We start from the raw sequence: 16685 nt of genomic DNA, 5'->3' as shown, positions 1-16685 counted from the left end.
CGGTCCAATGGCTAATTTTCCGCAACCGTTGAATCCGAGGAATAGGTGCGCCGCCCATGGATTACCGTGACCTGAGCTATTTCGAGACTATCGCCGAACTTGGCCATCTGGGGCTGGCGGCGGACCGGCTGTGCCGCACGCAGTCGGCGCTGTCCACATGCGTGCGGCGCCTGGAGGAGGAATTGGACGCGCAGTTGTTCGAGCGCAGCGGCCGGCGCATTGCCCTCACCCCAGTGGGGGCGCTGTTGCTGGAGCGGGCGAAGATCATGCGCCGCGGCATGGAGGAATCGCGGCGCCAGATCGCCGATTTTTCCAAGGGCATCACCGGCCACGTGCGCCTGGGTGCGTCCACCACCATGGCCGAACTGGTGCTGCCGACGGTGACCGCGCGCTTCCTGGCCGATGCGCCGAAGGTGACCATGGAGCTGAAAATCGGCATGAACGACATGCTCCGCGACCTGCTCAATGCCGGCAACATCGACATCATGCTGGGGCCGTTGGACAGCAGCGACACCAGCAACATCGCCCTGCCGTTGCTGGACGACGAAGTGGTAGTGGTCGCAGCCCCCGGGCACCCGATCTTCGCCGGCCCCATGGACCTGGCACAGCTGGCCCGCTACCCGTGGATACTCGCCTCCACCCAGGCCTCCACCCGGCGCTGGCTGGACACCCATCTGAGCCAGGCGGGCCTGCCGCCGACGGCGGTGCAAGTGGAGACCAACTCAATCCTGTCGCTGCCGGGGCTGATCGTGGAAAACCAGTTGCTCAGCCTGCTGTCACGGCGCAACCTCGGCCCTGGGCGGCCAGGGGACCCGCTGCAGGAAGTACCCATCGCCGGCACCACCATGAAACGCACCTTTGGCGTGATCTACCGGCAGGAAAGCTTTTTGTCACCCGCCGCCGTCTGCCTGCTCAATGTACTGAGGAATGGCGAATGGGCCGCCTTGAGCCCTTGAGGAATTGCACGATGCCACACCACCCGCCCTTTTTTGGCGCCAAGATCGCCCTGCTGTGCGAAGGCCAGATCCTCACCTACCAGCGCGACGACAAGCCGAGCATCCCCTGGCCGGGGCTGTGGGACTTGCCCGGCGGTGGCCGCGAAGACGATGAAACGCCTGTGCAATGCGCCGCCCGCGAGACCTGGGAAGAGTTCGGCTTGACCCTGGATGAGAGCTGGATCGTCTGGACCCGGGTCTACCCTGGCCAGGGCATGAACGGGCTGGACACCTGGTTCTTTGTTGCCCAGGTGCCGGTGGGCACCTTCGAGCAGGTGGTGTTTGGTGATGAAGGCCAGCGCTGGGAGGTGACCAGCGTGGAAGCGTTCCTGGCGCGCAGCGACGGCATCGACCGGCTGCAGGCGCGGCTGCGCGAGTACCTTTCGGCACGGTGACGGGTCTCAAAGGGTAACAGTTCAAGGATTGTCCGAAGCGGCCGCCACGATACAATTCCGGCCTCCAGACTCTGCGGCAACTTCAAGATGATAAAGGAGTGAGCAGCGATCAATTGCAACGCGGCAATGACCTGAAGGTTGGCTATCGTGATGCTGAACATGACATGGTGGAACTGTCGACTTGCACCACCGGCGGCAGGCGCCTCCCGATACCCCATCACCCCAGCCTTCGATGAAATCATCAGGTCGCTGCTGGAGGACCGGAATTCGGACATCGTTGGATTATGCGAAGTTGATGACACGGATATCGAACATATAGAGCAATTGCTGCAACGCCCCGCCCTCTCACACTTCAAGGTCATCAGCCTTTACAAAAAAGGCCGCTCCATTGACGACTTGTGCCTGATCTACAACACAACCCGGCTTGTACCGAGGGGTACGCCGCAATACGCCAACGCTCGCGATACCACCTACGACACGTGGCTGAAAGCAGGTGTTTTCATATGCCTTGAGTTGCACGGCCTTGGGCCTGTATTCATCGGGCTGTCTCACTGGCAAAGCCGTAATACCCTGCCAGAGGGCTCACCCTCGCGTTTCAAGCTGGGCGTGGCGCTAAATGCGACGGTGACGAAGATTCGTCGTGAAAACCCAGGCGCGCCCATCATTCTATGCGGCGACTACAACGACGAGCCCTTTGACCCCTCCGTTGTACATGGGCTGGGCGCCACCCGCGATGTATCGCTGCTCAAGACCCGGAAAAACGCCCTGTTCAACCCATTCTGGCCCCTGATGGGGTCGCCCAGTTGCAGCGAACTGCCTCCCGGCACGTTCCTCACCAGTGGCAAGGGCGTGTCCTCGCTGCTGATGTTCGACCACATGATGCTGTGCTCGGCGGCCTTGCGCTGCTGGAAAGTGGCGGATAGAGCGGTGCTCAATGAGATACCCGCCAAGGAATGGAAAAAAGTATCAGACCACTACCCTATCTTCCTGACTCTCAAGAGCGCCATCCCATGAACTTTCTAGACGCCGTAAAACAGGGAATGTGCAAGGCGCGCGAGGCCGATGCTGCCACCTGTGAAGTCAACACGATATTCGAGGCCATCAACCTGGACCTGGCGCGATTCGACGAATCGGTAAACCTCAAGCTTGCACGAACGGTATCCACCGTCGCATCAATAAAATCAGTGACCAGCTTCTTCACCGAAGTCACCAGCGAATACGTCCCCGAAGATGTCATCCAAATCACCGTGACAACACAGGGCGCTTCGACCACGTCGGTCATCGCGAAGTGGCGCCAGCACACCGATGGCTTCCCTTGCGTGCTGTCATTTGAAGGGGAAGAGTTCACCTGCACAACGGGTGATGACCTGCGCGCGGCCTTCTCGGAGCTATTCAGCACGGCCAGCTTTGGCCGGGCGCTGGTGGCGGCATTGGAATAAGCGGAAACCCGGGCTGCGGGCGGGTCTGGTAGAATAGCGGCCTAGATCCGCCCATCACCCATGGGCCCTCGGCAGCATGCACCCTGACCATGCCGCCCCTACGCCCAGAATGTCCGAGCAATATGTCTACCAATACCGCTGCCGTAACTGCCGTTGAACCCTCGCGCCGCTTCAGCGTGGCCCCCATGATGGACTGGACAGACCGCCACTGCCGCTTCTTCCTGCGCCTGCTCTCCGCCAACGCCCTGCTCTACACCGAGATGGTTACCACCGGCGCCCTGCTCAACGGCGACGCCGCGCGTTTCCTGCGCCACGACGACACCGAGCATCCGCTGGCGCTGCAACTGGGTGGCAGCACGCCTGCCGACCTGGCGGCGTGCGCGCGCCTGGCGCAGGAGGCCGGGTATGACGAGGTGAACCTGAACGTGGGTTGCCCCAGTGACCGGGTGCAGAACAACATGATCGGCGCGTGCCTGATGGGGCACCCGGCGTTGGTGGCCGATTGCGTGAAGGCGATGCGCGATGCGGTGTCGATTCCGGTGACGGTGAAGCACCGCATCGGTATCAATGGCCGCGACAGTTATGCCGAGCTGTGCGATTTCGTCGGCCAGGTGCGTGAGGCCGGGTGCCGCAGCTTTACTGTGCATGCGCGCATTGCGATTCTGGAGGGCCTGTCGCCCAAGGAGAACCGTGATATTCCGCCGCTGCGCTATGACGTGGCGGCGCAGTTGAAGGCTGATTTCGCGGACCTTGAAATCGTGCTGAACGGCGGCATCAAGACCATGGCCGAGTGCCAGGCGCACCTGAATACGTTTGACGGGGTGATGCTGGGCCGCGAGGCGTATCACAACCCGTACCTGCTGGCGACGGTGGACCAGGAGCTGTTCGGCAGCACGGCGCCGGTGATTTCCCGTGCCGAAACCCTGGCGAAGATGCGCCCCTATATCGCCCGGCATATCGAGGAAGGTGGCGCGATGCACCACGTGACCCGGCATATCCTCGGCCTGGGCCAGGGCTTCCCGGGGGCACGCAAGTTCCGCCAGTTGCTGTCGGTGGATATTCACAAGACCAAGGATTCGCTGGGGTTGCTGGACCAGGCGGGTATGTTGCTCGAAGGTCGCTGACGCCCTGTAGCAGCGGCCGCCAGGCCGCGTCATGGACGTTGCGCACGTGACGCTGCCTTCGGCAGCTGCTACGGGGAACCGTTACGGCCTTTTGGGGCTCTAAACGGCAGTCTTCTTCCACCCGGTGGCCGCGGCGCTTGAGCGCTTGGCGGCGGTCGGGTAATGTCACTCAATCGCACAGGACAGAGCACGCTCATGACTTCCAAGCTGGAACAACTCAAGCAATTTACCACTGTGGTTGCCGACACCGGCGACATCGATGCGATCAGCCGCCTCAAGCCCGTGGACGCCACCACCAACCCTTCGCTGCTGCTCAAGGCCGCGTCGATGCCCGGCTACGCCGAGCTGCTGAACGACGCCGTGCGCGACGTGAAGGGCGATATCGGCCTGGCCTGCGACCGCTTCGCGGTGTCGGTGGGCAGCGGTATCCTCAAGGTGATCCCGGGCCGCATCTCCACTGAAGTGGACGCCCGCCTGTCGTTCGACGAACCGGCCCTGCTGGGCAAGGCCCACCAGCTGATCGACCTGTACGACAAGGCCGGCGTTGGCCGCGACCGCGTGCTGATCAAGCTGGCGTCCACCTGGGAAGGTATCCGCGCCGCCGAGAAGCTGGAGAAGGAAGGTATCCAGACCAACCTGACCCTGCTGTTCTCGTTCGCCCAGGCCGCCGCCTGCGCCGACGCCGGGGTGTTCCTGATCTCGCCGTTCGTGGGCCGCATCTACGACTGGTACAAGAAGTCCACCGGCCAGGAATACACCGGTGCCGAAGACCCGGGCGTGCAGTCGGTCACCCGCATCTACAACTACTACAAGGCCAACGGCTACGACACCGTGGTGATGGGCGCCAGCTTCCGCAACATCAGCCAGATCGAAGAACTGGCCGGTTGCGACCGCCTGACCATCAGCCCCGAGCTGCTGCAGAAGCTGTCGGATGACACCGGCACCCTGGCGCACAAGCTCAAGCCAGGCAATGGCGGCGAAGCCAAGCACCCGTTGACCGAGGCGCAGTTCCGCTGGGAGTCCAACGAGGACGCCATGGCCACCGAGAAGCTGGCCGAAGGCATTCGCCAGTTCGCCCGCGACCAGGAAAAACTGGAAGCGCTGCTCAAAGCCAAGATCTGATCGCGCCGCAGCAATGAAAAAAGGGCGACTCCCACGGGAGTCGCCCTTTTTTGTGCCTGGCCTGGCGGAAGAGTTGCGGTGGCCGCATCGCGAGCAAGCTCGGCTCCTACAAAAGCGAGCCGGGTCAGCTGCGTTCGAGGGCGCTGACCAGGTCGTGGAACGCCTCGCGGTTGGAGTCGTTCAGGCCCATGAGGATCTTGTGCGCCTCCAGCACCTTGGTGCGCACGATGTCTTCGGACTGGTCCTGGGACGGCAGGTCGGTCAGGCACTCGGGGCACGGGATCGGCCGGCCGACGATGTTGAACACCTGGTCGAAGCCCATGGATTGCAGCAGGCGCGTGATGTCCTCGTGGGTCGTGACCACGGTGGGCAGCAAGCCAACCTTCTGCCGCGACAGGATCGACAGCTTGGCCAACAGGCCCAGCGTGGTGCTGTCAATGCTGCGCGTCTCGGTGAGATCGATGACGATCGCCGAGAAGTTCAGGGCAGTGAAGATCTTCTCAATAGTCGCATCCAGCGCCGAACACAGGGTCAGGCGCACTTCACCAACAAATTTCAGCACGAAAGTGCCATTTTGTTCAGCGAACTGGATTCTACCAGTACTCATTCTAGGTTCCTGCTTAGCACCATCAGGGCGATATCATCCGGCATCTCCCCAAGCGTGGCCAATCCAAACTTGCGCCGCAGGCCATCCAGGCCGCCGCCGACTTCCTTGACGATTTCCGGCAAGGCAGCCTCTTTATCTTTGAGTGTTTCGCCGGGCAAAAGGTCCAGAATGCCATCAGAGAACAAGGTCACGCTGAAGCTCTCCGGCAATTCCAGCACGTGGTCAGTGTAGGTGGCCTCGTTGAACAGGCCCACCGGCAAACCACGCCCTTCCAGGTAACGCACCTGGCCCTGGCTGAAGAACACCGGCAGCGGCAAGTGCCCGCCGATGCTGTAGGTCAGCAGCCCCGTGTCTTCGTCGATCACCCCGCCCACCATGGTCACATGCTTGCCCAGCTTGCAGTTGATCAGCCCGCGGTTGATGTGGCCCAGCACTTCCGACGGTTTGAACTCCGGCAGGGTGCCATTGCGCTTGAATTCGAACATCAGGCGCGTGGTCATGAATTTCAACAGCACGGTCACGAAGGCCGAGGAGGCACCATGCCCGGAAACGTCAGCCAGATAGAATGCCACTCTACGCTCATCAACGCGAAAACAGTCGACGAAATCACCTGAAAGGTACAAAGAGGGGATTATCTGGTGCTCGAAGGTGAAGCCGTCGACCACCCAGGGGCTCTCGGGCAGCATGTTCATCTGCACCTGGCGCCCGGCGTTCTGGTCCTCCTGCAACAGGTGCAGGCTGGCTTCCAGTTCGCGGTTGGCGGTTTCCAGCTTTTCGCGATAACGCTGGTTTTCCTTCAACAGCCAGGCACGGTCGAGCGCCCGGCGCACCGAGTGCTCGAGCACCGCCAGGTCTTCGAGGGGCTTGATCAGGTAGTCGGACGCACCCAGGCGCAAGGCCTCGACGGCATCGTTCATGACCCCGGCACCGGACAGCACGATCACCGGCATGTCCGGCGCGCGTTCGGTGACCTGGCGGATCAGCTCAAGGCCGCCGACCTGCGGCATGCGCAAGTCGCAGATCACGAGATCGGGCTGTTCCTGCTCGAATACCTGAAGTCCCTCCAGGCCGTTGCAGGCCTGCAGGACGCTGAAACCACTGTCTTCCAGGTAGGCGGCGAGACTCGCACGCACTACGTCGTCATCATCGATTATCAGCAGCGTGGCACTGGTTTTCTGCATGTGGGCAAACGGCGCCAGAAATTGGTTGGCGTAAGGTACTCGGCCGGGCCTGAGCTCGCTTACTGGATTCACTTCTAGCCTCTCTTGGCAGTGGTTGCAAGGCCAAAGCCTGCCACACTGAACCAGAGGTGCCCTCTAAGGCGCAGACGGTACTCCCATCCGCCGGGTGTTTCAAGCGTGTGCCGATGGTCGCTTGCTGTCTTTACAGCGCAAATCACCGGGGGTTATAAAAACCTATCCGCAAGCAACCTAATGGAAGGATGCAGCCCATGTCCCAAGCCGAGCGCGACTTCGCCGAAAAACGTGATTTCATCCGCATGACGATCAACGCCAAGGTGTTTCTCATCGTCGACGGCCAGCGCGTGCTGGGCGTGTGCCGCGACCTGTCCAGCACCGGCATGCAGATCGAGGCGCGCAGCGCGTTGCGGGTGGGTGACGTGGTGGGCGTGCACCTGCCCTCCGAGCACGCGGCGCTGCGCGACCTCGACGCCCAGGCGGAGGTGGTGCGCATCGAGGAACTGGGCGCCGGCTTGCAGACCATCGGCCTGAGCATCGTGGAAATGCGCTGAGCAGCAAAAAGGCGACCACACGGGTCGCCTTTTTTTCATGCCGCGGTGAATCAGAAATCGTCGACGACGTGGCCGTCCTTGATCTTGTATTCGCGCGTCTGCAGGTAGGCGTTGCGGATGAAGATGTACTTGTCGCCGTTGATCATCTTCTCGGCCTGCAGCAGCTGGGCGCGGGTGTCGACGATGCTCAGGGCGAACAGGCTGTTGCGCAGCGACATGTCGTCCATATAGCGGTACGGCTGGGTGAAGCTGTCCGGGTACTTGGCGATGCCGTCACGCACGGTGCTCGGGCCCAGCAGCGGGATCATCACGTACGGGCCGCTCGGCACGCCCCACTTGCCCAGGGTGATGCCGAAGTCCTGGTCGTTGCGCTGCAGGCCCATGCGGGTACCCACGTCGAACAGGCCGGCGACGCCCAGGGTGGTGTTGAGCAGCAGGCGCGCGGTGTCGACGCCGGCGGCCTGGGGGTTGGCCTGCAGCACGTCGTTGGCGAAGTTGCCGACGTCACCGATGTTGTTGAAGAAGTTGTGCACGCCATCCTGCATGAACTGCGGCGTGATCCACTGGTAGCCCTTGGCGATCGGCTTCAGCGCGTAGGTATCCAACGTGTCGTTGAAGCGGAAAATGACGCGGTTGGCCCCTTCCCATGGGTCTTCATCGGCGGCCTGGGCCACAACCGGGGCCAGGACTACGCCGGCGATCAGGCAGGCCTTGGCCAGACGATCGATCACACCCGTACCGATCAAGCGCATAGATGTTACTCCTTGGATTCGATTCACGCCCCCGCTGCGGGGCCGCATTACAAAGTGACACAGTATAAGGCTTCTGGACCAACTGCGTCAGTTTAGTCGCAAGGTGGGCATTCTCCGACCAAAGTAGCGTCACGCAGCATTCATACAACTGTCACGCATTCCCCGTAGCCTTCATCGGTCCAAACAGGGAAGCCGACATGCCTGACACCGCACCCTGCGTCCCCACTTTCACCGCGCTGCTGTTCGGCCTGAGCGGCTGCCTGGTGGATTTCGGCGCACGCACCGAACCCGACGCCGGCCCTACCCCGGGCGCCCTGCAAGCGTTGAAACTGCTGCGTCACCAGAGCGTGCCCTGCGCGTGGCTGGATGAACTGGACGACACCCTTGCCCTGCCCCTGGCCGCGCCGCTGCCGCGCTGGGTAAAAGCCGTCGGCGTGCCCGATGGCAACCCCTGGCCCGCCCCCGATGCCTGCTGGCAGGCGCTGATGCACTTGAACGTCTCGCGCCTGGACGGCTGCGTGCTGGTCAGCGGCAACCCGCGGCTGTTGCAGTCGGGGCTCAACGCCGGGCTGTGGACCGTGGGCCTGGCGTCGTGCGGGCCGCTGTGCGGGCTGTCCGTCGAGCAATGGGGCGAACTGGAAGCGCGCGAGCGCGACCTGCTGCGCGGCAAGGCCACGCTGAAGCTGTTCGCCCTGGGGGTGCACTCGGTGATCGACCACCTGGAAGAGCTGGAGGCCTGCCTGGCCGACATCGCCCTGCGTCGCTACAAGGGTGAAAAACCCTGATACGACTGCATTGATCAGGATCATGCAGGGAACGCGGTGCTGGATTAATCTAAAGGTCAGTCATGGACCTTTGGCACCGCGCCGCGGTCAATGGCTGTGCCTATCATTGAAGGGAGATCGCCATGCCTGCCCGCGAACTGCAAGAGCAATTGAACACATTGCGCGAGCAATTGGAGCAGAACCCGCCGCTTAACGAAGAGGAGCGTGCCAACCTGCACGACCTGATGGCCCAGATCGAGGCCGAGCTGCAACTGGAAACCGCCACCAACAACCCCAACCTCGCCGACGGCGTGAACCTGGCCGTGGAGCGCTTCGAAGTGGAGCACCCGGGGCTTGCCGGGACGCTGCGCAACATCGTCCAGACCCTGGGTGGCATGGGGATCTGACCCAGCCCCGTAGCCGCTGCCGCCAGGCTGCGCTGGCCCGATGCCTCGCTGAAGAACTTCAGGGTCCACACCGGCCAGCGCAGCCTGCGGCAGCGGCTACAGAATCCGTTACTGGCGCACCAACCGTGCGTTTTCCAGGGTGACCGCCGAGGTGCTGCGGTACGGGTTGATGTCCAGCCCGCCGCGGCGCACGTAGCGCGCGTACACCGTCAGCTCCTGCGGGTCCAGCAGGCGCTTCAAGTCCATGAAGATGCGCTCCACGCACTGCTCGTGGAAGTCCGAGTGCTGGCGGAAGCTCACCAGGTACGCCAGGAAGCTGGCGTGGTCCAGGGCCGGGCCGCGGTAGTGCACGGCCACGCTACCCCAGTCGGGCTGGCTGGTGACCGGGCAGTTGGACTTCAACAGATGGCTGTGCAGGCTCTCCTCCACCACGCGCGACGGGTCGCAGCGCAGCAGCTCCGGCTGCGGGTGCTCGTAGCTGGAAATGCTCACGTCCAGGTCGTCGACGCACACGCCCGGCAAGGCCACCACGCCTTCGGCCTGCACCTCGGCCAACGAACGCACGCGCACGCCTACCGGCTTGCCAGCAGCGGCAGACAGGTCCTTGACCAGGCAGACTTCCAGCGCCTGCACGCTGTCGAACGGGGTCTGGTTCAGGGAGTTGAGGTAGAGCTTGAACGACTTCGACTCGATGATGTTCGGCGAGTCGGCCGGGATGCTGAATTCACCGATGGCCACCACCGGCTTGCCCGATGGCAGCAGCCACGACAGTTCGAAGCAGTTCCAGAAGTCGACGCCCTGGTACGGCAGGGTCTCGGCGCTCAGGCCCAGCTCGGCCCATTTGGCCGCGCGCGGGATGGGGAACAGCAGGGATGGCGTGTAGGTGGAGATGTATTCGCTGGACTTGCCCAACGGCGAATGTTCGGCTGCGGGATGCATGTTGGAAACCTGGACGTGAGTAAACCCGCCCAGTTTACCACGCACTTTGCGTGCCCAGTGGTTGCATTCGACGCGGCCCCTGGCCGCTGCTACAGGGCCCTCCGTAGCAGCGGCCACAGGCCGCGTCAGGGGGGGGCCAGTCGTAGCAGCGGCCGCAGGCCGCGTCAGGGGGTCACTCGTAACGCAACGCGTAGGCCGGTTCGATCTGCGCGGCGCGCCAGGCCGGGTACACGGTGGCCAGGAAGCTGAGGATCAGGCCGGCACTGCAGATCATGATCACGTCACCCGCCTGCAGGTCCGACGGCAGGTTGCTGATGAAATACACGTCCGAGGTGAAGATGTGCTGGCCGGTGGTGCGCTCCAGCCAGCCCACCACGGCGCTGACGTTGATGGCGGCGATGACGCCCAGCACGCCGCCGATCAGGGTGCCGACCACGCCGATCACCGTGCCCTGGACCATGAAGATGCCCATGATCTGCCGCGGCGTGGCGCCGATGGTACGCAGGATGGCGATGTCGGCGCCCTTGTCGTTCACCACCATGATCAGCGTGGCGATGATATTGAACGCAGCCACCGCGACGATCATCAGCAACAACAGACCGATCATGGTCTTTTCCATCTTCATGGCGCTGAACAGGCTGCCCTGGGTGTGGGTCCAGTCGTCGGCCTTGTAGCCCTCACCCAGGCTGGCGGCGATGGCCTTGGACACCTGGGGCGCCATGTACAGGTCCTTGAGCTTGAGCCGCACGCTCTGCACCTGGTTGGGCTGCCAGTGCTGGATCTGCGCGGCGTCGGCCATGTGGATCAGGGCCATGGAGCCATCCAGCTCGGCGCCCACCTTGAACACGCCCACCACGTTCAGGCGCTGCAGGCGTGGGGTGATGCCACCCGGTTCGCCGCTGAGCTCCGGCACGATCAGGGTGATCTTGTCACCCACGTTGAGGCCGAAGCGGCGCGCGGTGATGTCGCCGATGACCACGCCGAACTCGCCCGGCTTGAGGTCCTGCAGCGCACCCTTGGTGATGTGGTCGGCAACGATCGAGACCTTGCCTTCCTGGGCAGGGTCCACACCGCTGACCTGGATCGGCTGCATGTAGCCCTTGTACGAGAGCATGCCGTCCATGTCGGTGAACGGCACCGCGGCCAGCACCTCAGGGTTCTTCAACGCGGCGGCGGCCACCGGCTGCCAGTCGTCCAGGGGCTTGGCGCCCAGGACCGTGGCGTGGGGCACCATGCCGAGGATGCGCGAACTCATTTCCTTCTGGAAACCGTTCATCACCGACAGCACCACGATCATCGCCAGCACGCCGAGGGCCAGGCCGATCATCGAGGTCATGGAGATGAACGAGATGAAATGGTTGCGGCGCTTGGCCCGGGTGTAGCGCGCGCCGACGAAGATGGATAAGGGTCTGAACATACGTCAAGGCACCTGGAAAAAGGGTTGGAGCAACGCCCGGGCGAACCCGGGCGCAAGGGCTTAGATCGGGACCAGACGGCCCTCTTCCAGGCGCAGCACACGGTCCATCTGCCGGGCCAGGTTGAGGTCGTGGGTCACCACCAGGAAGGCGGTGCGCAGCGACACGCTCAACTCCAGCATCAGGTCCTGGATGCCCTGGGCAGTGTGCTGGTCGAGGTTGCCGGTGGGCTCGTCGAGCATCACCAGCCCCGGCTTGTTCACCAGCGCACGGGCGATGGCCACGCGCTGGCGCTCGCCGCCCGACAGCTCGGCCGGCTTGTGCGACAGCCGATGGCCCAGGCCCACGCGCTCCAGCAGCGCCGTGGCACGTTGCTTGGCCTCGGGGATCGGCGTCTTGCCGATCAGCAGGGGCATGCACACGTTCTCCAGTGCGGTGAACTCGGGCAGCAGGTGGTGGAACTGGTAGACGAAGCCCAGCGCGCGGTTGCGCAGCAGGCCGCGGGCCTTCTCGTTCAGCGCCGACAGCTGCTCGCCGGCCAGCCAGACGCTGCCGGTGCTGGGCGTGTCGAGGCCGCCGAGCATGTTCAGCAGGGTGCTCTTGCCCGAGCCCGACTGGCCGACGATGGCCACGCGCTCGCCGGCGAACAGCTCCAGCTGCAGGTTCGACAACACCACCACCGACTCCGGGCCTTCCTCGTAGGATTTGCCCAGGTTGCGGCAACTCAGCACTGCTTTATCACTCATGCCCAACTCACTCATAACGTAGCGCCTCTGCCGGCTGGGTGCGCGCTGCGCGCCACGCCGGGTACAGGGTCGCGAGGAAACTCAGGACCAGTGCCGCACCGCAGACCATGAACACGTCATTGGCCATCAGTTGCGACGGCAGGTAATCGATGAAATAGACGTCGGGGTTGAGGAACTTGTGCCCGATGACCTTTTCCAGCAGCGCGATGGCGCCGCTGACGTTGACGGCCGCGAGCATGCCCAGCCCGGCACCGATCAGGGTGCCGACGACGCCGATGACGGTGCCCTGCACCATGAAGATACGCATGATCTGCCCGGGCGTGGAGCCCAGGGTGCGCAGGATGGCGATGTCGCCGCGCTTGTCGTTCACCACCATCACCAGGGTGGAGATGATGTTGAACGCCGCCACCGCGACGATCAGCAACAGCAGCAGGCCGATCATGGATTTCTCCATGCCGATGGCCTGGTACAGGTTGCCGTGGGTGCGCGTCCAGTCGCGGGCGTAGTACTCGTCGCCCAGGCCCTGGGCGATCTGCCAGGAAATGCGCGGCGCCTGGAACAGGTCGGCGAACTTCAGCCGCACGCCCTGCACCTGGCCCGGCTGCCAGCGGTGCAGGCGCGCCAGGTCGTCGAGGTTGGTCAGGCCCAGGTAACCGTCGATCTCGCCGGCGCCCACGTGGAAGGTACCGGTGACGGTGAAGCGCTTCATGCGCGGGAACATGCCGGCCGGGGTGATGCTGACTTCCGGGGTGACGAAGGTCACCTTGTCGCCCACCTTCACGCCCAGCTTGTTGGCCGCGTTGTCGCCCAGCATGATGCCGAACTCGCCGGCCTTCAGGTCGTCGAGGCTGCCCTGCTTGATGAACTGGTCAAGGATGGTGACCTTGCGCTCCTCGGCCGGGTCGACGCCGTTGAGCAGCATCTTCTGGACCTTGCCGTCATTGGTCATCAGGCCCTGCATCTGGGTGTAGGGGGCTACCTCCAGCACCGCGGGATTCTGCTTTACTTTACTGGCAAGGGCCTGCCAGTCATCAATGGGCTTGCTGGACTCGATGGTCGCGTGGGGCACCATGCCGAGCACGCGGGTGCGCATTTCATGATCGAAGCCGTTCATCACCGAGAGCACCACGATCATCACGATCACGCCAAGGGCGAGTCCGATCATCGAGGTCAGGGAAATGAATGACACAAAATGATTGCGACGCTTGGCGCGGGTGTAACGCGCGCCGATGAAAACGAAGAGAGGTCTGAACATGTCGGGGCTTGTTCGAATGAAAGAGGAACGTCCTTGTGGCGGGGCTTGACGAGCAGCTTTACACTCAGACCACCGCCGCTACCATGGGTTCGCCATGTCGACATTAGATGAAGAAGATCGCCGCGAATACTACCGTATCGACGATAGGATCGCACTGGAAATTCAACCGCTTTCGGCTGCCGACGCCACTGGCACGGACTTGTTGCAAGATGCTTCACCGCTGTTCAACCTGCTCAGCGAACTGCACCTCAGCGAATTCGAGTCCCAGCACCTGCTGCGCCAGCTCAGCGACAGCGACCGCACCCTGGGCAATTTCCTCAAGGCCCAGAACAAGCGCATCGACCTGCTCAGCCAGGTGGTGGCGCAGACCATCCTGGGGCACATCGGCGAGCCACGGCCGGTGGTGCTGTCCGAGGGTGGCGTGGAATTCCGCCAGGCCGAGGCCATTACGCCGGGCAGCCGCGTGTCGGTGAAAATGGCGCTGATGCCCCAGGCCCTGGGCCTGCTGCTGCGTGCCAAGGTCACCCATTGCGACGCCAAGCCCGACGGCCAGTTCGAGATTGGCACCGAGTTCGATGACATCAGTGACGCCCAGCGCCAGCTGCTGGCCCGTTACATCCTGCAAAAACAAGCGGCCGAACGGCGCCGCGAACGTGAACAAAACGATTCCCCGGGTGCCTGAGTTTCAGCCCTCCTCCGACTTCTGCATTTTTTGAAGGAACAGACGTGACCCTTATTTATGGCCACCGCGGCGCCAAAGGCGAAGCACCGGAAAACACCCTCACCAGTTTCCAGGAATGCCTCAAGCACGGCGTGCGCCGTTGCGAACTGGACCTGCACCTGTCCCGCGACGGCGAGTTGATGGTCATTCACGACCCGACCCTGAAGCGCACCACCGACCGCCGCGGCAAGGTGGTGGAGCACGACGCCGCGGAGCTGGTGACCTACGACGCGCGCAAGGGCGGCCCGGGCTGGGTGCAGCCCTGCCCCATCCCGCGCCTGGAAGACCTGTTCAAGGCGTGCGATTTCGAGCACTGGCAGCTGGAGGTCAAGAGTGCCTCACGCACCCGCGCCGCCACCACGGTGCTGGCAATTCGCGAACTGGCCCAGGAATACGGGATGCTGGACAAGGTGACCATCACCTCAAGCTCCCGGGAAGTGCTGCGCGCCGCTGCCGAGCTGACCCCGGACCTGGCCCGTGGGCTGGTGGCCGAATACGCCTGGCTGGACCCGCTGAAGGTGGCCCAGAACTACGGTTGCAATCTATTGGCGCTGAACTGGACGCACTGCACCCCCGAGCGCCTGATCAAGGCCCAGCGCCAGGGGTTGCATGTGTCGGTGTGGACGGTCAACGAGCCGGCACTGATGCGCCGGCTCGCCGACTTCGGCGTTGACAGCCTGATTACAGACTTTCCCGGTTTGGCCACCGCCACGCTCGGGAATCGCTGAAATCGGTATCCCCGGCCGGCTCAGGCCACCGGCCGGAGCCGCTCAAAAAAGCCGGTTCAGGCCGTCATAGGCCGCTACCCGATAGGCTTCGGCCATGGTCGGGTAGTTGAAGGTGGTGTTGACGAAATACTTCAGGGTATTGAGTTCGCCCGGCTGGTTCATGATGGCCTGGCCGATGTGCACGATCTCCGACGCCTGGTCGCCGAAGCAATGCACGCCGAGGATCTCCAGCGACTCGCGGTGGAACAGGATCTTCAGCATGCCTACCGGCTCGCCGGAGATCTGCGCGCGGGCCATGCCCTTGAAGAACGCCTTGCCCACCTCGTACGGCACCTTGGCCTGGGTCAGCTCGGCTTCGGTCTTGCCGATGGAGCTGATCTCGGGGATGGTGTAGATGCCGGTCGGCACGTCGTTCACGTAGCGCCAGCTGCCATTGTCCACCACGCTGCCAGCCGCCGAACGGCCCTGGTCATAGGCGGCACTGGCCAGGCTCGGCCAGCCGATCACGTCGCCGGCGCCATAAATGGTCGGCACGCTGGTGCGGTAGGCTTCGTCGACGGTGATCTGGCCACGGCCGTTGACCTTGATGCCGATGTTCTCCAGGCCCAGCTTGTCGGTGTTGCCGGTACGGCCGTTGCACCACAGCAAGGCGTCGGCCTTGATCTTCTTGCCGGACTTGAGGTGCAGCACCACGCCGTTGTCCAGGCCTTCGACGCGCTCGTACTCTTCGTTATGGCGGACCATGACGTTGTTGTTGCTGAAGTGGTAGCTCAGGCCCTGGGAAATTTCCGAGTCCAGGAAGCTCAGCAGTTGCTCGCGGTTGTCCACCAGCTCCACCAGCACGCCCAAGCCGCTGAAGATCGACGCGTATTCGCAGCCGATGACCCCGGCGCCGTAGATGATCAGTTTGCGCGGGGTGTGGGTGAGGCTCAGGATGGTGTCGCTGTCATAGATGCGCGAGTGGTGGAAGTCGATGTCGGCCGGGCGATACGGGCGCGAGCCGGTGGCGATGATGATCTGCTTGGCCACCAGTTTTTCCTGGGCGCCGTTGGCACAGATCACTTCCACGGTCTGCTCGTCGGAGAAGCTGCCGGTGCCGAAGAACACGTCGACGCGGTTGCGCGAATAGTAGGTGGTGCGCGAGGCAACCTGCTTGGCGATTACCTGCTCGGCGCTTTTCAGCACATCCGGGAACGAGAACCAGCGCGGCTCGCCAATGGCCCGGAACATGGGGTTGGTGTTGAACTGGATGATCTGCTTGACCGAGTGACGCAGGGCCTTGGACGGGATGGTGCCCAAGTGGGTGCAGTTGCCGCCGACCTGGCGGCGGCTGTCGACCATCGCCACCTTGCGCCCCGCCTTGGCGGCGTTCATTGCCGCGCCTTCACCCGCGGGCCCGGAACCCAGCACCACTACATCATAGTTGTAGACAGCCATGCGTACTCCTTCAGAACAGGCCGAGGCACCACTCTGGTACCTCCGGCTCAACATGCCGCCAGCGCGGCATCGAAAACTCGGGGATGCAG

The 16685-nt window shown here is 63.3% G+C and carries 19 protein-coding genes; 11 read left to right on the top strand and 8 right to left on the bottom strand.

What is annotated here, in order from left to right; genetic code table 11:
• Positions 1–56 precede the first annotated feature (56 nt).
• The 6 genes from AC0J42_RS10355 to tal all read left to right on the top strand — a co-directional run bounded on the left by AC0J42_RS10355 (position 57) and on the right by tal (position 5075).
• Positions 57–956 carry a LysR family transcriptional regulator gene (locus AC0J42_RS10355; RefSeq protein WP_473006053.1) on the top strand — a complete coding sequence of 300 codons (900 nt, stop codon included), beginning with the start codon at positions 57–59 and terminating at the stop codon, positions 954–956.
• 11 nt (positions 957–967) lie between these two features.
• On the top strand, positions 968–1390 hold the full coding sequence (locus AC0J42_RS10350; protein WP_473006051.1) for an NUDIX hydrolase: 423 nt from the start codon (positions 968–970) through the stop codon (positions 1388–1390).
• Between the two features lie 150 nt (positions 1391–1540).
• A complete protein-coding gene (locus AC0J42_RS10345) occupies positions 1541–2404 on the top strand; it encodes an endonuclease/exonuclease/phosphatase family protein (RefSeq protein ID WP_473006837.1) in 864 nt (287 codons plus the stop codon).
• The gene (locus AC0J42_RS10340; RefSeq protein WP_473006050.1) at positions 2401–2829 is read left to right on the top strand and encodes a hypothetical protein; all 429 of its coding nucleotides are present in this window, start codon (positions 2401–2403) and stop codon (positions 2827–2829) included. Before AC0J42_RS10345 ends, AC0J42_RS10340 begins: the two co-directional genes overlap by 4 nt.
• A 122-nt stretch (positions 2830–2951) precedes the next feature.
• Positions 2952–3953 carry a tRNA dihydrouridine(20/20a) synthase DusA gene (gene dusA, locus AC0J42_RS10335; RefSeq protein WP_473006049.1) on the top strand — a complete coding sequence of 334 codons (1002 nt, stop codon included), beginning with the start codon at positions 2952–2954 and terminating at the stop codon, positions 3951–3953.
• Between the two features lie 195 nt (positions 3954–4148).
• On the top strand, positions 4149–5075 hold the full coding sequence (gene tal / locus AC0J42_RS10330) for a transaldolase (RefSeq protein ID WP_416423452.1): 927 nt from the start codon (positions 4149–4151) through the stop codon (positions 5073–5075).
• 124 nt (positions 5076–5199) lie between these two features.
• On the opposite strand, the gene rssC is transcribed toward tal, so the two are convergent.
• Both rssC and rssB read right to left on the bottom strand, forming a co-directional pair.
• Positions 5200–5682 carry an anti-sigma factor antagonist RssC gene (gene rssC, locus AC0J42_RS10325; protein ID WP_416423451.1) on the bottom strand — a complete coding sequence of 161 codons (483 nt, stop codon included), beginning with the start codon at positions 5680–5682 and terminating at the stop codon, positions 5200–5202.
• Positions 5679–6863: a two-component system response regulator RssB gene (gene rssB, locus AC0J42_RS10320; RefSeq protein WP_473006048.1), complete on the bottom strand. Its 1185-nt coding sequence runs from the start codon at positions 6861–6863 to the stop codon at positions 5679–5681. The genes rssC and rssB overlap by 4 nt, the downstream gene beginning before the upstream one ends.
• A 269-nt stretch (positions 6864–7132) precedes the next feature.
• Between rssB and AC0J42_RS10315 the strand changes: the two genes are divergently transcribed.
• Positions 7133–7432 (top strand): PilZ domain-containing protein, encoded by a 300-nt coding sequence (locus AC0J42_RS10315; RefSeq protein WP_416423449.1) that lies wholly within the window; start codon positions 7133–7135, stop codon positions 7430–7432.
• Between the two features lie 50 nt (positions 7433–7482).
• On the opposite strand, the gene AC0J42_RS10310 is transcribed toward AC0J42_RS10315, so the two are convergent.
• Positions 7483–8184: an MlaA family lipoprotein gene (locus AC0J42_RS10310; protein WP_416423448.1), complete on the bottom strand. Its 702-nt coding sequence runs from the start codon at positions 8182–8184 to the stop codon at positions 7483–7485.
• 197 nt (positions 8185–8381) lie between these two features.
• On the opposite strand from AC0J42_RS10310, the gene AC0J42_RS10305 reads away from it, so the two are divergent.
• A complete protein-coding gene (locus AC0J42_RS10305) occupies positions 8382–8969 on the top strand; it encodes a phosphonoacetaldehyde phosphonohydrolase-related protein (RefSeq protein WP_473006046.1) in 588 nt (195 codons plus the stop codon).
• A 122-nt stretch (positions 8970–9091) separates the two neighbouring features.
• Complete coding sequence (locus AC0J42_RS10300) at positions 9092–9355, top strand: DUF4404 family protein (RefSeq protein ID WP_416423446.1); 264 nt, start codon at positions 9092–9094, stop codon at positions 9353–9355.
• A gap of 108 nt (positions 9356–9463) precedes the next feature.
• On the opposite strand, the gene queF is transcribed toward AC0J42_RS10300, so the two are convergent.
• From queF to AC0J42_RS10280, 4 genes are all read right to left on the bottom strand, one after another.
• On the bottom strand, positions 9464–10294 hold the full coding sequence (gene queF / locus AC0J42_RS10295; protein ID WP_473006045.1) for an NADPH-dependent 7-cyano-7-deazaguanine reductase QueF: 831 nt from the start codon (positions 10292–10294) through the stop codon (positions 9464–9466).
• 172 nt (positions 10295–10466) lie between these two features.
• Entirely contained in the window at positions 10467–11711 is a 1245-nt protein-coding gene (locus AC0J42_RS10290) for a lipoprotein-releasing ABC transporter permease subunit (RefSeq protein WP_473006044.1), read from the bottom strand.
• A 60-nt stretch (positions 11712–11771) separates the two neighbouring features.
• Complete coding sequence (gene lolD / locus AC0J42_RS10285; protein ID WP_416423443.1) at positions 11772–12455, bottom strand: lipoprotein-releasing ABC transporter ATP-binding protein LolD; 684 nt, start codon at positions 12453–12455, stop codon at positions 11772–11774.
• A gap of 7 nt (positions 12456–12462) precedes the next feature.
• Positions 12463–13710 (bottom strand): lipoprotein-releasing ABC transporter permease subunit, encoded by a 1248-nt coding sequence (locus AC0J42_RS10280; protein ID WP_416423442.1) that lies wholly within the window; start codon positions 13708–13710, stop codon positions 12463–12465.
• Between the two features lie 94 nt (positions 13711–13804).
• Between AC0J42_RS10280 and AC0J42_RS10275 the strand changes: the two genes are divergently transcribed.
• Together AC0J42_RS10275 and AC0J42_RS10270 are read left to right on the top strand one after the other, a co-directional pair.
• On the top strand, positions 13805–14392 hold the full coding sequence (locus AC0J42_RS10275; RefSeq protein WP_473006043.1) for a PilZ domain-containing protein: 588 nt from the start codon (positions 13805–13807) through the stop codon (positions 14390–14392).
• A gap of 44 nt (positions 14393–14436) precedes the next feature.
• Positions 14437–15159 (top strand): glycerophosphodiester phosphodiesterase, encoded by a 723-nt coding sequence (locus tag AC0J42_RS10270; protein WP_416423440.1) that lies wholly within the window; start codon positions 14437–14439, stop codon positions 15157–15159.
• Between the two features lie 42 nt (positions 15160–15201).
• Here AC0J42_RS10270 and sthA read toward each other — a convergent pair whose 3' ends face one another.
• Positions 15202–16596: a Si-specific NAD(P)(+) transhydrogenase gene (sthA, locus tag AC0J42_RS10265; protein WP_416423439.1), complete on the bottom strand. Its 1395-nt coding sequence runs from the start codon at positions 16594–16596 to the stop codon at positions 15202–15204.
• Positions 16597–16685: the final 89 nt, after the last annotated feature.

Source organism: Pseudomonas sp. Tav-5-1A, assembly GCF_055755055.1.
Note: the sequence above shows the minus strand (reverse complement) of the source record. Positions and strands in the feature narration are given on the sequence as shown.